This window comes from Vibrio marisflavi CECT 7928, from assembly GCF_921294215.1.
Lineage (GTDB): Bacteria > Pseudomonadota > Gammaproteobacteria > Enterobacterales > Vibrionaceae > Vibrio > Vibrio marisflavi.
In genome coordinates, this window is sequence record NZ_CAKLDM010000001.1 from 1,187,908 (window position 1) to 1,204,294 (window position 16,387).

14 protein-coding genes are annotated in these 16,387 nt (G+C 43.8%); 9 read left to right on the forward strand and 5 right to left on the reverse strand.

Annotated features, from left to right (window positions below; all coding sequences use genetic code 11):
• Position 1 precedes the first annotated feature (1 nt).
• The 9 genes from L7A31_RS05315 (at position 2) to L7A31_RS05355 (ending at position 6,339) form a co-directional block, all read left to right on the forward strand.
• Positions 2–286 carry a type VI secretion system PAAR protein gene (locus L7A31_RS05315; protein ID WP_237360460.1) on the forward strand — a complete coding sequence of 95 codons (285 nt, stop codon included), beginning with the start codon at positions 2–4 and terminating at the stop codon, positions 284–286.
• 8 nt (positions 287–294) lie between these two features.
• Complete coding sequence (locus tag L7A31_RS05320) at positions 295–1,350, forward strand: SEL1-like repeat protein (protein WP_237360461.1); 1,056 nt, start codon at positions 295–297, stop codon at positions 1,348–1,350.
• 2 nt (positions 1,351–1,352) lie between these two features.
• Positions 1,353–1,637 carry a type VI secretion system PAAR protein gene (locus L7A31_RS05325; protein ID WP_237360460.1) on the forward strand — a complete coding sequence of 95 codons (285 nt, stop codon included), beginning with the start codon at positions 1,353–1,355 and terminating at the stop codon, positions 1,635–1,637.
• A 371-nt stretch (positions 1,638–2,008) separates the two neighbouring features.
• Positions 2,009–2,419: a DUF350 domain-containing protein gene (locus L7A31_RS05330; RefSeq protein WP_237360462.1), complete on the forward strand. Its 411-nt coding sequence runs from the start codon at positions 2,009–2,011 to the stop codon at positions 2,417–2,419.
• Between the two features lie 10 nt (positions 2,420–2,429).
• A complete protein-coding gene (locus L7A31_RS05335; RefSeq protein WP_237360463.1) occupies positions 2,430–3,317 on the forward strand; it encodes a DUF1190 domain-containing protein in 888 nt (295 codons plus the stop codon).
• A gap of 7 nt (positions 3,318–3,324) precedes the next feature.
• Positions 3,325–4,494, forward strand: a complete 1,170-nt coding sequence (locus L7A31_RS05340; RefSeq protein WP_237360464.1) for a glutathionylspermidine synthase family protein — start codon at positions 3,325–3,327, stop codon at positions 4,492–4,494.
• A 14-nt stretch (positions 4,495–4,508) separates the two neighbouring features.
• Entirely contained in the window at positions 4,509–4,898 is a 390-nt protein-coding gene (locus tag L7A31_RS05345; protein ID WP_237360465.1) for a DUF2170 family protein, read from the forward strand.
• Between the two features lie 24 nt (positions 4,899–4,922).
• Complete coding sequence (locus L7A31_RS05350) at positions 4,923–5,603, forward strand: PspA/IM30 family protein (protein WP_237360466.1); 681 nt, start codon at positions 4,923–4,925, stop codon at positions 5,601–5,603.
• Between the two features lie 85 nt (positions 5,604–5,688).
• Positions 5,689–6,339 (forward strand): DUF2491 family protein, encoded by a 651-nt coding sequence (locus L7A31_RS05355; RefSeq protein ID WP_237360467.1) that lies wholly within the window; start codon positions 5,689–5,691, stop codon positions 6,337–6,339.
• Positions 6,340–6,416: 77 nt separating this feature from the next.
• On the opposite strand, the gene tssM is transcribed toward L7A31_RS05355, so the two are convergent.
• Genes tssM through tssH form a run of 5 tightly spaced genes read right to left on the reverse strand, consistent with a single transcriptional unit; the run spans position 6,417 to position 16,383 of the window.
• The gene (tssM, locus tag L7A31_RS05360; RefSeq protein ID WP_237360468.1) at positions 6,417–9,962 is read right to left on the reverse strand and encodes a type VI secretion system membrane subunit TssM; all 3,546 of its coding nucleotides are present in this window, start codon (positions 9,960–9,962) and stop codon (positions 6,417–6,419) included.
• Positions 9,963–10,012: 50 nt separating this feature from the next.
• Positions 10,013–11,458 (reverse strand): type VI secretion system protein TssA, encoded by a 1,446-nt coding sequence (gene tssA / locus L7A31_RS05365; RefSeq protein ID WP_237360469.1) that lies wholly within the window; start codon positions 11,456–11,458, stop codon positions 10,013–10,015.
• Positions 11,459–11,468: 10 nt separating this feature from the next.
• Positions 11,469–12,194, reverse strand: a complete 726-nt coding sequence (gene vasI, locus L7A31_RS05370; protein ID WP_237360470.1) for a type VI secretion system-associated protein VasI — start codon at positions 12,192–12,194, stop codon at positions 11,469–11,471.
• On the reverse strand, positions 12,167–13,768 hold the full coding sequence (locus L7A31_RS05375) for a sigma-54 interaction domain-containing protein (RefSeq protein ID WP_237360471.1): 1,602 nt from the start codon (positions 13,766–13,768) through the stop codon (positions 12,167–12,169). The genes vasI and L7A31_RS05375 overlap by 28 nt, the downstream gene beginning before the upstream one ends.
• A 5-nt stretch (positions 13,769–13,773) precedes the next feature.
• Positions 13,774–16,383, reverse strand: coding sequence for a type VI secretion system ATPase TssH (gene tssH, locus L7A31_RS05380; protein WP_237360472.1), 2,610 nt, complete (start codon positions 16,381–16,383; stop codon positions 13,774–13,776).
• Between the last annotated feature and the right edge of the window lie 4 nt (positions 16,384–16,387).

Here is a 16,387-nt window from a genome sequence, read left to right on the forward strand (position 1 = left end):
AATGCCAAAAGCAGCCAAACTTGGGGATATCGGAACAGGCCATGGGGCCTGTTGTCCCACACCTGTTATAGCAGGTTCTACTAGCGTGAATATCGATAACCAACCAGCCGCACGGATGGGTGACCCACTGTTTCCCCACGCAGCGCCCGATAGCCCACCGCACCCAAGGTTTATTGTCTCCGGTTCAACATCGGTCAATATCGACGGCCAACCCGCCGCCCGCATGGGTGACCTCATCAGCTGCGGCGGCGTGGTGATCGGCACCGGCTCGGTGAATATTGGGTGATTGATTTAATGCGTAAACCATTGAACTGGATAATGGTGATCTTGGCGTTCGCGCTAATTGGCTGCCAAGACAAACCAACCAACTATCTCACCTTTCAAAAAAGTGATATTGCCACTTTTGAAAGTCAGCTCAATTTATCTAGAAATCCAGATGCTTATAAAACTTATCAGCAATACGGTCAAAACGATAAACTACGTGACGCAGTATTGGCTATACAATACAAAAACTACTTCAAAGCAGAGAAAATTCTGACTCCCCTAGCGAAAGCAGGCGAACCGGAAGCTATGTTTTGGCTTGCAGCAATACTATATGGTTCAAATATGTATGATACTGCAAAAGCTCATGAACTTTGGGTCACTTCAGCAGAGAAAGGTAACCCATATGCGGCACTTATTTTTTCTCCTGATAGCCCAATTTGCAAACAGTACTATAAATCGGAGTGCAGCGAAAAATGGGAAGCAAAGGCTAAGGTACTATTCAAACAAAGAGCAACATCTGGCGATGTTCGCGCCCAATTCTATACTAAGAAGCTAGAGAAAAACCATCAGGTTTATATTGACGCTATTATTCAAGCAGCTAAGAACGGCTATCTTCTTCCTATGACTATTTACTCAAACCGTATTTTATCGAATAAAGACAACGTAGATAAGCAATCGAAAGACTTTGCTATAAAGTTGTTATACTTCGCAGCTGATAGAAATTTCATTCCTGCTTTCGACACACTGCTATTCCTAGATTCTACCAAGAAGTCAAACTATCAAGAGTTAGAAGCTAGAGCTACATCTCTTGGCTCTATTCCAGCTCTTACCGCGAAGTACTTTTATTTGAAGAAAGAGAAAAAATACCAAGAGGAATATATTATTGCCCATGTTGTAAATTTATTGTCTGGAGATAATACATTTATATCCATGGACTACTATAAGAATCCTATTGTAAAAGAGTACTCTCAAATAGAACTGAATAAGTTAAAGAACATTGCACAGAAGAAATACCAAGCAATAAATCAAACTATCTATATAGATGGTGATCATTTTGACGACAACCAAAATGGGTACGATTTATAACCATGCCAAAAGCAGCCAAACTTGGGGACATCGGAACAGGCCATGGGGCCTGTTGCCCCACACCTGTTATCGCAGGTTCTACTAGCGTGAATATCGATAACCAACCTGCCGCACGGATGGGTGACCCACTATTTCCCCACGCCGCGCCCGATAGCCCGCCTCACCCAAGGTTTATTGTCTCCGGTTCAACATCGGTCAATATCGACGGCCAGCCCGCCGCCCGCATGGGCGATCTCATCAGCTGCGGCGGAGTGGTAATTGGCACCGGCTCAGTGAATATTGGGTGACAATTGGCTCCTCACAGTTGATGGTGAGGAGCTTTTATTCACAAATAACCTGCGCTAATTTTTCAGAACAGTCCAATTAGATATGGTGTTATATTTAATAAAGAGGTATCCATTTACTATGGAAATATTCGAAGTAAAATCTATATTGGAATATATCTCCCCCTACCTGCAATAAACCTTTCATTCGTTATTCATTATTTACAACAAAATAAATAAGATATTCCAACAACCATTTGTGATATATTTTGACCAGTTAAGATAATTAACTCTCAATTCCCTTGCTATATATTATTTAACAAATATAATTCACGCTCTTTTTATAAAGAATTCAATACAAAATAATCATAATCATCAAAATAGGAGCTTTGTCAATGGCATATATTGACTTACACGCAGTGGCTAATTTTTCATCATATTTTGCTACTTCTCTTTTCTTTCTTATTGCCTTTATATACATTTGTACGTTTATCACTCGATATGACGAATGGAAATTAATAAAAGAAGGCAATAATCTGGCTGCATCTATTGCCTTATCTGGTTCTGTTATTGGTTATGCTATTGCCGTCAATGGTGTATTAAAAAATGCGGTTAATTTTCATGACTTTGTAATTTGGGGAATAGTTGCTCTTATAACTCAAGTCATTGCGATTGTTATTGTTCGATTTATGTTTATGCCAAAATTTGCTGAGAGAATTGAAAATAACGAATCTCAGGCTGCCATTATTGCTGCTGCGTTTTATATTGCAGTTGGTTTGCTCAATGCTGGTTGCATGACATATTAAGGGTTATGCGATGAGTAAAAAAAACAAACTAGGTCGAATCAATTTAGGACGACACCGCATTGGCACTGGAACAACTATAACTTGTATAATCGGCGGTGCTTTCGCTGTGGGCGTGGCTTATAACTTACTTTACAAAAATTCTCACGCTTATACGTCTCGGCAATCTTGTGAAAAAGACTACTCCAAGAATGAGTGTGATACTGCGTTTGCTAAAGCAGAAGTTACAGCCAAACGAACCGCATTAAAATATATGTTGGAAAAAGAGTGCAGTAGAGATTTTGGCTCAAATTCTTGTGTAAAGAGAAACGACTATTGGCAACCTAAAATAGCTGGTGTTGTAATGTATGAAAAGCAACTCCAAGTACCATTTTTTGTCACATCGAACCCGAATTCAAGACTTTATGGTGAAGCTTTTCTTGCCAATGGCTACTCGTTTGCTAAAAGCAAAGATGTAGATGGTTATGCATTTGATATCTACCGAAAGAAGCTGACAAACTATTGTAGCTCTAAAGTCGATCAATTAGTCGTTACGCGAGGTTGCTACGATGTAAAAAAAAGCTTTAAGAGTAGTACAGGCCTATTTCTAGATGGGCTAGTAGAGGCCGACTATACCGACTTCGTAGGCTACAAAGCACCCGTTTATAACAATAACCAATATAGTGACCAAGACTACTATGATGATGATTCAAACAACTATCATGTATCATCAGGCACTGCTCATATAAGCAATGACTCGCACTATCACTCTTCCAAAACACATCACTACTCAACTAAATCCCATTACAGCAAGACATCTTATAAACAATCCAGTTATCACTCCACTGCTTCAGTATCAACACGAAGTCGTGGTGGTTTTGGTAGCACGGGCAGCTCTAGAGGTGGCTTTTTTGGAGGATAATTAAGTCGTGTTTCAACGTAATATTGCACCTAGAGATGATTGGCAACAACGGTTGTGCCAATTTGGGTTCGATTTTTTTGAAGTGTCTTCCCGTCACCCATACTGGGTTGAAGATAAGTATTTCCAAGTTTCTAGAGCGCAAATCGATCACATTGATAGCGTCACAGAAACGTTGCATCAGATGTGTCTAAACGCTATCCAGCATGTATTTGATAACAACTTGCTTGATAGATTCGGCTTGCCTGCTAGACACCATGAAATGCTGCGTCAATCTTGGCAACAAGACAAAACATACCTTTATGGTAGGTTTGATTTTGCGTGGGACGGAAAAAACTCACCTAAGATGCTTGAGTACAATGCTCAAACACCCACTTCATTATTTGAGGCCTCTATCGCCTCTTGGGATTGGTTGAAAGCCAATGTCGCTAATGGAGAACTCAGTAAAGAGAGCGATCAATTTAACTCTCATGATGAGCAGCTCATCGTGCAGTTTAACTTCCTAAAAATGTCGAAAAAGCCTCGCAACCATATTCTACATTTTGCTTGTTATGAAGATTGCACGGAAGATCTACGCACGGTGTCCTATCTCGCAGCCTGTGCTGAAGAAGCTGGCTGGGAGCCTGTTATCACCGATATTCGTAATATCCACTTAACCATGGATTACAAGTTCGCCGATCATAATAAAAAACCTATCTCAAACCTGTTTTCGCTCTACCCCTATGAGTTTGCACTATTTGATGAATATGCCGATTACATGGCAAACAGCGGTTGTGTCTTTATAGAACCGCTCTGGAAGGTTCTGCTCTCTTCTAAAGCATTGTTACCCATCCTGTGGAAACTTTACCCTAACCATGAAAATTTGCTGGAGTGTTACTACGCCGATGATCCAAAAGCAAATCAACTGAACCACAAGGTAGTTAAACCTATATATAGCCGAGAAGGGGCGAACATCTCCATCACTTTCGACGATGAGACCATAGAAGCTACTGAAGGTCATTACGGCGTAGAAGGGTATATCGCACAGCAGTATGCGCCGCTGGTCAAGTTCGACTCTGGTTACAGTGTCATAGGTAGCTGGATGATCGGACAAACAGCTACCGGAATCAGCTTCAGAGAGTCCAACAATAAAATCACCGATGATGTCGCTCGATTTGTGCCTCATATCATTCTCAACTAAAGGAGTAAAACACTATGTCATTAAACGAAATAAATGAATTTCTTCATCAAAATGAACACGACTGGAACATCGAGTTAGCCGATGGTTCTATTGTCATTACCAACTCAGATGAATTGAGCGCAGTTTTAGTTCAGTCTGACACACAGATCCTAATAGAAAGCCTGTTATTTCCGGCACATGTTGTCGCTAACCAAGCAGAGTTTGATAACGCCATTATGTTTGAGCAAAAAGCGCTACCTCTATCGAGCGTTGCCAAAACAGTAGTCAACAGTGAACCGTACTACTGTGCATTTGGTGCTCTGTCTTCTGAATCAATCTTCAAGAACATTGAGCTTGAAATAAAGGTTCTATTTCAAAATGTTAAGACGATTCTTAACTTCTCCACTGATTTTTTAAATGTATAACTAAATAACAAAAAGGATAAAAATATGGCGCTAGGTAGACTGTTTAAAATTGGGTTGGGTCTTTTCAATGATAAAGCTGAATCCATTGCTGACGAACATGGCATTGTAGAATTGCGTCAGCAGATCCGCGAAGCAAATACCGAATTAGACAAAACTGATATTGAATTAACCAGTATTATTGCTCAAAGAAAACTGGCTGACAACGATGTTAGATCTATCGAGGAGAACATCTCCAAATACGAAGCTCAAGCTATAAAGCAAAGCGAGTCTGGCAATAAATCCTTGGCGTTAGAATGTGCTCAAGAAGTCATGAAGCTGCGTGAGCAACTCACCGCAACTCAAGCTAGACAAACTGCCTTTTTAGAGGCAGAGACAACGATGCGTTCGAAAGTCACTGAGTGCAAAGGACGAATCAAGCATTTGGAGCAGGAGCTTGACCTAGTTAAAGCAACAGAGTCTATGCAAAAAGCACAAATGTCGACATTGAGTGCCGTTTCCGGCAGCAACTCTAAAACCAAAACGGCTTTGGATTCATTGGAGCGAATTAAAGAAAACCAAAAGCGCAAAGCCGCAGAGCTAGAAGCGGCTGCTGAGCTAGCAAAAGAAAAGGATTCTCTTTCAAACTTAGACGCTAAATTAGCAGCGGCAAACACTTCTTCTTCAGAAAGTGAGCTGGAGAGGATCTTAAAACAAAGCCAAAGCTAACGGGATTCCTACCATCCTTCTCCAAGGTTGAAACATAAGTTTCAACCTTAATTCGCAGCATTTAAGTCGACGTTGGAACTCATTCATGAATTCATTCTTCTCTAAGATTTTTGGTAAAATGAACAAAAATACCGCCAAAGATACTCAACAAAAAGCCCCAGAAGTACTCGGTTTAAAACTCGGAGGCTCATTCACTATCAACCCTTTGTTACTCAAGACGCGAGAAGAAGACTTAACCATTGAAGGCGCGGCTAGTACGCAGATCATTCAAGCGGTAGGCGAAGTGAAAATTGATGATCAATACAAATTGATCCGTTACTATACTGACGATGATGGCTACCTTCAAATACAGATGTATGGCGACAATGAGAACGACATTCAAGAAATCACAATGTGGTATACGTTTGATTGTAAGTACTCCCAGCATTGGGAGAAAACGTTGGATTCGGTTGTCTCGAATACCGGCACCTACCAGCTAGACGGAAATGAGTTTAAGCAGTTTTGGAACGAAGATAAGCCTATTTTGTTTACGGAAAAGACCTATTATCCCGATGGCAAAGTAACCGAAACCGATCAATTCTGCATGTCTTATACAAGAGAGCTGCCGGAAGACGATATTGAGCTTTTACTGGTAGCAGCTGAAGAAAAACTCAATAAAGTCACCAACCAATTCGAACATGAGTTAGTGCGCTCAACAGGGTTCGGCCTTAGCAAAATAGACGTCACTCCGAACTAGGTCGGTTTGAGGACACTGAGTCATTAAAAAAGGGGCATTCGCCCCTTTTTTGATTCAACCTCGATTATTCAACTCTCCTAGCACACCACTTTTCCTAAGCTAAAGTGCTTCAGCAGTGAGCTGGTGAATGGGTTAGCATTAGCATCGGATGTGATTCGATACGCTACGTTGCCATTGCTTGCCTTAAACTGATAGTCGATGCTGGAAGCAGTTGAACCTGTCACCACGCCTCTATCTAACAATCTAAAGAATGCCCATGGCCCGTGATATGCAAAACCTCTTGGCGATAGGTTCACTGTGTCAGGGACTAAAGAGAGTGATGATGTCGCACCATCACGCAAGGTGTTTGGCCAAATCAGCCCAACTGAACGCCTTAGACCGTGACTAAACTCTACGTATTGGCCGTCTATATTCAGCACACTGCGACGCAAGTTTCCGCTCAGTTCAATCGGTTTCAGCGAGAACTCTACATCGAGGTTGCCTTTTCGGTCGAAAAACGCCGACTGAATATCCTTTGCTTGAGCAAACTCTTGCTGTGCTTGCTGAGTAAGCAGGGAATTGCCGTCATTGCTGCTTAAAGACACTCCAGCATCAACAAATACTTTTAGATAGGTGTTGTAGTAACTGTCCAGCGTTCCATCAGGGCCAAAGAAGTTCGTAAAATCTTTTAATGACACATCTTGCCCAGATTGAGCATTAAATGGGTAATGTGAAGCGAAGCTGTTTTCAAACACATCGTAAACGTCACTTTGCCAACGACTATTGATGTATTGAACTGCTCTTTGTTTTACCACTGCCCAGCTTTCATCGGCCAACTTGTTCATCATTGTATTAAGTGGCGCAGGAAGCCCTGCCGCAACACGTTGAAGAGTGTAGATAGGGTCGGTGTTCGTCAGCTGAACACGATTCTTAGCCGCTATCCACGCTGCCTTACCCGGATCTGGCGCATCCTGAATTGCCTTGAGGTAATCATAAACGTGCTTAACAGAAGCGGTCACTTCAGTGATATACGCAGGTTGATCGTTTTGCTTTTTCAACAAGCTATCAAAGTCTTGGAATGGTGCAGAAATCATCGCAGCGGTTTTGTATTGCGCAGACTGCATCAACACTTTGCGCGCTTGGCTGTTTTCAGGCAAGCTTGGGAACACTTGTGTGTTGCCATCGATGGCGTCTAAGAAACGAGTCAGTGGTCGCTGAGGGCCAACTAAATTTCCTAACACACTCACCGCATCATCGATATCTACAAAGTATTTGAAACTCACATCATGCAATGCTGCACGCCATTGGTTAGTGTAATCCAACACGTATAAGTCGCGTATCTTATCTTGCAACGCTCGTTTTTGCGCTTGAGTGAGTTTGGTCTGTGTATCACCCAACACCCAATTATCGACAGCAGCAAGCTTAGACACCGACTCAAATTGTGGTAGGAAATAGCTATTGAAACCTTGCTTGGTAAACAGTGGGGATATCAGCAGATCTTTAGCATCGCTTTGTCTCTCATTAAACACCAAATCAAACACTGGCCCAACAGCAGTTCGAACGTCTAACTTAGGTCCAAGTTCAGCGTTAGCTTGTTGCTTCAAATGATGGTACGCACGCTCAGCCACAGAGACATTGCTTAAGGACCGTTGTGCCGCCGCAATGAGCTGATGATACGGCTGCATTACCTTTATCGCTTCTGGATTGCCTGCATCTATCAATGATTGCAAATCTGTGTTTTTTAGCGCCGAGGCAAGATGCAAGTTTAGTTGCTGCTGCAGGCTTGGATTATTGGAAAAATCTGCCTGCCAAATGTGGCTGAAATAGTCGGATACTACTGAATCTTGACGAGCACTTTTATCTGTCAGCATACGCAGCACACGCAGGATATTCAGTTTATCACCGTCTGTTTGTGCCATTGACAAATCAACAGTCAATCGTTGAACCAACAGTGGGATAAAGTGAAAATCTAGCCAGTTATCGTAAACTTGGTGCAACTTAGGACCAATGGTATGCCCTTGATCTAACCCAATTGCGGACAGGTACTTTATCTTCGAATCATAGTGCGGATAATCTAGCTCTGCGTCATGAATCGTATCCAGCGGTTTAAGTATTGTTGAAATAGATTGCATCGACATTCCGCGGCTCGCGGCCACTTCATCTTTATACAAACTGATTTTTGCTAACACATCGTTCTGTTTGGCAATGTTTGCTTGATACGTGCGCTGCCAACTGCCAACCAGTAGTGCAGAAGCCACACTACAAGCAGCAAAGGACAACACTAAAACTTTACGTTTGTTGCTCACCAGCTTAGGGTTATCTGACGCTAAGCCAGATTCCAAATAAATAATGTCGCTAAACAGGCGTTTAGCAAAGAACACTGTGGAGTTTTTCGCGTGCTGCGCACTGTTAACAGCGCTTGGTAAACGATAGCGGTTTGCAGCTGCGTCAACATAGGTATCCGTAGGTACACCTTGCTGATATACCGAGGTAAAATAGACACCACGAACTTGACCTAAAGCCATGTATTGATCGCTCGACAATGCTTCAGTAAAAAATTGCACCAAAACACTTTGCATTCCTGCAAGTTGACGAACAAAGCTATAAATAGAAGCTCGCTCACTAGTGCTCACCGATGATCGAAGGGCGCTCGGTAACATGCCGTTGATGCGCTGAACAAAAAGTTGATAATCCTGTTCAAACTCAACTAACCAACTATCAGTATCTCGCACCGAATCCAGAGTAAAAGTAAAACCCAATGCATCTTCGCGTTGCGCTTTGGTGTACTGACGGAAAAAGGGTTCGAAACCAGACAAAAGATCGAGCTTTGTTAAGGTAATATAAACCGGAATCTGTACCGATAAACCCTCGCTCAGCTCTTTAAGCCTAGCTCTTAGCAGGTTTGAATACGCTAATCGCTCCGCTGTATCTCCAGCTCGTAAGCGTGCAAAATCAATCGCTAAAATAACCCCATTTAAAGGACGACGGCTTCGCGTTTTTCCGAGCCAACCGATAAAGTGTTGCCAAAAACGTCTTTCTAGTGCCCCATCACTACCTTGCACATTTTGCTGCTGGCTCAGCAGCTCGCCATCAGGATCGATAAGAACTGACTCTTTGCCAATCCACCAGTCGAATGAGTATTGGTTTTCACTTCTTTGCCCGGCTGCTCGCATCGCTGAGGTCACTGGAAAGTCTTGCCCAGAGCGATTAATTAAGCTGGTTTTGCCTGCATTTTCTAAGCCTAGAACCAGATACCAAGGTTGAGCATAAAGGTGGTTGCCAAAAGGAGTGTTGTTTTTCAACTCGCGCATGACTCGATTGAGTTCTTTCTCTTGCTGCTCAACACTCGCTTTAAGTGGATCGGCTTGCAACTCAGCTTGCTTGGCTTGTGTTTGGGTCATTTTCCTTAGGCTCTGCCATTGAAACGCCCCCCATACTGCAAAGCAGCTCAAAGAAAATATAACGCTCGTCAAAGCGCGAGAAGTGATTGTTACTAAGGGCTGATACCCTTTAATTACCAGCCACGGTCCTGCCCACCAGATAGCGATATTAAGTAGAATAAATGTTGCGACAATCAGCACGGATGCTGATGCTTTGACCTTCGTCTGCATCCATTTAAAGCCGTTGATAATGATGTTCCACATACTGTAAATAATCCTGCGATAAGTCTGTGTTTAGCTGTTAACTAAGTTTTCTAGCTGTTAACTAAAGTTTCTAGCTGTTCCAACAAAGATGGCTCCCAGTCTGTCACTGAAACACTCTTTGCTTGGGAATATAGAGTTTGATATTGCTGCTTTGCGATAGCTTCAAGCTGGTTTGCTTGCATAATGTCAGCAGATAGGAGACGCCAGTAGAACGTATCTCTTGGTTCACTTGATTGCGAGAGACCGTTGTTAACCATTTCCATCGCCGCTGGTAAACCACTTTCTTGGGCTAAGTTCATAACTTCATTGCGTGTATCACCCCAGCTACCCGCTTGAGCAACTGGCTCTTGCTGTGTTGGTGAACTTTGCTCATGTAACCATTTCAAGGTACGCTCACTGACAAAAGGTGTCCCTCCTTTGAAGGAGTATTCCTTCAGTTGAGGTAACCTATTGATAAAGCCATTCACCTCTTGTCGGATGCTCTGCGCCCAATCGTCTTGGCCAAGCTTAATAGCGATTCGGGCACTCAAATAGTGTCCATCTAGCCAATACGGAGAAACCGTTAAACTCTGCTCTACACGGCGCCAAAGTGCTATGTCGGTTCCTCGTTGCAGTTGATCTTCGTATTCACTGACTCGATCCGATGACACAGGCATGAGCTGAGTTTCTCCGTCATTGTTTGCATCGGGTAAGCTGAGAATGGAGAACCAAACAGCAAACCGTCTCAAACGAATGCTTAAACCGGTACCTTCACCACCTAAGTCAGAAAGAAAATCTGCCACTTTGAGTAAAGAGGTCTTGATAGACCGATCGTTGCTACTATCAACGTCTAGCTTCGCAGCGGGAATAGGAGCAGCCCCTCGCCGTTGTTGAGGCACATCGGCAGATTGTTCAGTTTCTGACTCAGCCGCTGATACAGTTTCTACTTCCTGCTCTGGAGCTCTTACTTTAGCGAGCTGACGACGCAGTTTTATCTCGATGTCAGATACCGCATCTTCGTCCAACTGATACTTAGCCGCCAAATCAGCGAGCTGCTTAACAAGTGATTGAAGGGTTTCTTTTAGCTCAGAATTGAAAGTGTCTCCGTCCAACTTCTCTGCTGCTTTTGCTGCTCGGCCACATATCTGATTAAAGAATTTCTTACGATGCTTCTCGCCTTTTTTACCCGGCAATGGAAATGCTGATTCCCAGAAAAATGTCAGGAAATCCACCGTCACTGCAATAGACAAAGTAAACTGTTCACTCGTTGCTTGATGCTGGAGACATTGCAATAAATAGGTGAGCAGTTTGATGTCTTTCGACTTCTCGCTTATTAGCCCAATGGTTTTCGTTTCGACTTGATCCCACTGCACTTCAGCGTGTGCCAAAGAGCCAATTTTCATCATTTGGCTTTCGATAAAATCTAGATCAGGATCATCTGTAATACGCTCCCCCACTGGGCTTTGCTCAGAGATTGGGGTTAGCAGTTTCTCTCTATACGACTGAAATTGAGTCATTTTTATTTCCTTACCAATGGCATGCTTGGCGCATTGGTTTGATCAACGACGACAAATGACTGGTGTTGAACGTCAGCCCATTTAACTCTGGAATACTTGAGCGCATAACTAAGCGCGGTGTCGAAAGCATTGATTTCATTAGTTTGACTGCGGGTAAACCACGGCCTGTGCGAAGCACATATCCAGAGCTATCACTTACCCACTGCTGGGTAATGGTTGGATTGCCCAGCAAAGTCACTGGAACTTTGTTGACATTAATGGCGGTTGGGAAAACCAGCTCGACACGGCTAATATTTTCAACGCAACTCAGCATAAGAATAGGTTGATCGGTTCCTGGTACACGTGGGTTCGCATTCACTGCTGGCGCCGTTAGCCAAATATGCTTTCCTAACTTCAAGGTATCGTTTTGGTTAAAAAGAAACGCTCCTTGAGTATCGGCACTGTTACTTCGGTTACTTTCGCTAGAAATTGCCCATTGCCAAGCGAGCGGTTTTTCCTCGTTAAATTTGTCAGCCTTCGCCGGACGCAACGGCGTATTAAAAAGGTTATCGAAACACGCCAACCGCTGAAGGTTATTGTTGATTTCTCGGCATTGATTCGCTTTAGCGATTTGCTGAGGCGCTGTCATGTTGCGCTGAGCCGCGAACGCTGACGCGCCGCTTCCCAGTCCAAAGGCTAAAAGCGCCGTTGAGATACACCATGCTTTCATTAGATCTGGATCTCCAGCTTTTGACATTTATGCGCCAATGTCCGTTTTGGCAATCCAAGGCTTTCCGCGGCCTTTGCTCGGTGTCCACCGTACTGTCTCAAACGTTCGCAAATGATCTGCTTTTCTATTTGCTCTAAGGCCGCTTTGAGATCGTCGACTTGATTTAGGTCTATGCCCGAAAAATGAGGCAAGGTTTCAGGTGTGCTCTGCGACTCTTCCTTTTTTGCAACCCATTTTTTGCTCGGCAGGGCAGTCTGTTCAATGTATTTCCCTGATCCAGTATGCACACACGCATACTCAACCAGTGAGCGCAACTCCCGTACGTTTCCTGGATAATCGAGTTGCTTTAGAGCATCAAGTGTTGACGATGCCAAACCGATAACATGTCGATTTTCTCGGCTGTTATGCAGCTCAATAAAGTACGTTGCTAACTCTTCGATATCTTGCAATCGACTTTGCAGGTTGGGCACAGACAAAGGGTACTGGTACAAACGATAGTAAAGATCTTGGCGAAAACGACCTTCATTGACACTGCGACGCAAGTTAACGTGAGTCGCGGCGATCAAACGAAAATTGGACGTCTGTTCTTGGTTTGCTCCTAACGGGCGATATTGGTAGGCCTCCATCACACGAAGCAATTTTGCTTGCAAAGACAAAGGCAACTCACCCATTTCATCCAAAAACAAGGTTCCACCGTCTGCTTGCGCTATCAAGCCTTTTCGGCTTGAGTGAGCACCAGTAAAAGCGCCTTTTTCATAACCAAACAGCTCACTTTCCAACAAGTTTTCAGGTATCGCTGCGCAATTAATCACGACAAAATTTTGATCTTTTCGATCAGACAACGCATGCACAGCTTTAGCAACCAGCTCTTTACCGACACCGGTTTCACCTTGTATCAACACGGTAAGGTTCGATTTCGCAGCCACCTCGATCTGCTCGCGCAAACTTTCCATCGCTGAGCTCGATCCAATCAACTGTTGAATTGGGCTAAAACCATTGGAAGATGTCGATTGACGACTTTTGAGGCGTGAAAGCGACTCGTTCAGCACCGCTTTCTGCGTTTGCTGATGCTGCATGTCTTTTAATAACTGCCTTTGCGAGACGAACAGATCGCTAAACTGACTCCAATTTTGATCAGTGAGCAGTTCGCTTGTGATCGATTGTTCACCAATGAGTACAGCAATTGCCACGACCTGTTTCGTCGCGCTCGTTATCGGTGCAATCAACACATTGTCCATACCCTTTGCCAAGCTGGCTAACTTGGTAAAGGCTTGGTTTTGTTGCCAATAAGCAAGCTTGCTCCTGTCAAGCAACATAGTGGTTGCTTGCTGCAAGACATGGGCGAAAGGATGCTCAAAATCATTTACATCCCATTGGCAACTGCCTTGATCGTCTAACAACGTTACCGCTCTACCGCATTGTTCATTCGAGACAAACTGATTGCGACATGTAAGCAGATGACGACCATCCTCCGATGGTGTCAATAAACAGCAGTGCGACAAACGCCAATGTGTTAACACAGAGTTCAAGTAAACCGCTGTTAACTTTGATTCATCTCGGCAACTCACCAGCTCAGCAGTCATTTTTAACCATTGCTGCATGCCAGTTACTCCACTTCTCCGATAAACTGCCCTTTTTGGGTGCTAATTCGAATCCGTGAGACAGTTTCATGGTTGGCGAGCTTATCCAGCAGGCTCATAGAAACAGGTGGTAGCACCTGACCATCAATGATCGCTTCTAACATTCTGGCACCATTTTCTGAGCGAGTTGCGCGAACTAGAATTTCTTCAACCAGTGAGTCTTCAATCACCACCTGCGCTTTGTAGCGTGATTCCATCAGCGTTTGCAGCTTGTTCAATTTGGCAACCACAATTCGTTCAAGTACCTCTGGATTTAGAGGTAGGTATGGAATCACTTCCATACGCGCTAACAGTGCCGGTTTAAAGAACGCAGCAAGCTCTGGGTAAAGTCTCTCTTCTAACTGCTCAGGATGATCAGCACAATCGACAATGGTTTGATATCCCAAATTTGAGGTCAGGAAAAAGAGGATATTTTGGCAATCTATTAAACGCCCTTCCCCATCGGCTAGCTCTCCTTTATCAAAGGCTTGATAAAATAAGTTCAGTACTTCAGGGTGCGCTTTTTCAACTTCATCGAGCAACACAATGGAGTAAGGCATTTTGCGAATTGATTCTGTCAATATGCCCCCTTCTCCAAAGCCAACATAGCCGGGAGGAGAGCCAATCAAGCGAGAAACTGTATGCTTTTCTTGGTATTCCGACATATTGATTGTCGTTAAGAACTGCTTGCCACCATAAAGCTCCTCAGCCAACTGAACAACTGTTTCTGTTTTACCTACACCACTTGGACCAGCCAGCAGAAACGCACCTTTAGGTCGACCAGCACGGCGAAGATCGGCGCGAGCAGTAAGTAAGTTACGGTGGATTCTCTCAATAGCGACATCCTGACCTTTAATGGATTTAGATAAAATTGCTGGTAGCTCTATAAGCTTGCTTAGCTCATCCGTATTCATCTGGTCGACTGGAACACCCGTCCAATCCGCGATGACATTAGCGATTTGCTTAGCATCAACTTCAGGATAAATGAGCAATTCTTGATGTGGGATTTGCTCTAGTTCTTGATAAAGCGATTGTAGCTGCTCACGAAGAGATATAGCGTCAATATCCTCCTCATCACCAACACTCTTTAGGAGCGCTTGGCGAAGCTCAATTATTTGATTGACCAAACTTTTCTGCTGTTGCCATGCATCATTGAGCTGCGTTTTTTCCGACTGATCTTTTTCTTCTTGTTGCTCCAAGTGTTGCAACCTTTCTAGATCGCAATCTTGACCAAGCAGCTGCTTACGTTTTAGCAAATCTACTTCAAGTTTACGTTGACGGCCTTGGCTTTCTAACTCGGCAATTCGGCGAGGCGGCGCAGTTAAGTTAATAGCAATTCGAGCACAAGCGGTATCAAGTACATCAATGGCTTTGTCTGGCAATTGTCGACCAGAAACGTAGCGAGCAGACAGTTCCGCCGCCGCTTTCAATGCATCGTCGCCAATCAGCACGTTGTGCGCTTTTTCATACACGCCATGCAGGCCGCGCATAATATCCACCGCCTGCTCGGTCGTCGGCTCTTCCAGTTTCACTAACTGGAAGCGGCGTGTTAATGCTGGATCTTTTTCAAAGTATTTTTTGTATTCTTTCCAAGTCGTCGCCGCCACAGTGCACAGTTCACCACGAGCAAGAGCTGGCTTAAGCAAGTTCGCAGCGTCACCGCCTCCTTCTTGGTTCCCAGCCCCAATCAGTGTGTGTGCTTCATCGATGAACAAAATGATGGGTACTGGCGAGTGCTTAACTTCTTCAAGAATTGACTTCAAACGCTTTTCAAACTCACCTTTTACCGAGGCCCCCGCTTGCATCAAGCCTAGATCCAACGACCAAAGCTCAACCGATTTAAGTGAGTCAGGCACACTGCCTTCCACGATACGTAATGCTAAGCCTTCAACTACAGCACTCTTACCTACGCCAGCGTCACCAACAACAATTGGGTTATTTTTTCGGCGACGGCACAAGATATCGACCATCAAACTGATTTCATCATCTCGGCATAGCACTGGATCGAGCTCGCCGCGACGCGCTTGGTCAGTGAAATTGGTACAATACTTTTCTAAGCTGCTGTTCGCGTTAATATTTGTACTATTGCGATTTGCGATATTTTGGCTGGTTTCAACGACAGGTGTTTCCGCTGAATCAGTAACGTAACGATTAAAGTGACGACGCAGTGTTTCACGGTTAATCGACTCAAACGCCTTTATCAAACCGTATTTCATATAGCGTTCGCTGCGGAGCAAAGCTGCTAGAAAAATAAGCCCAGAGCGCACTTCTGTGTCGTTAAACTCTGTAGAAGCAAGCATCCAAGCATCTTGTAAAAGTTCGACAAGCAGTGGCGAAAAGACCGGATAGGTATCCGAGCCTTTTTCGCTCGGCATATCTGCACCGCACTGTTGCCTGATTTGATCGCAGTCTAAAGCGGATTGTTTGATAACTTGCCGCACATCTGATAGCGGGTTTTCTAACAACGAATACAATAAATGTTCAAATGTAACTTCACTGTTTTCACGGCTCACACATAGTGCTGCAGCTTGCTCAAGGGCCAGTTTGGTTTGAGAATTTAATTTGCTGATTAATACTGGTAATTCAATTCTTATCACAATC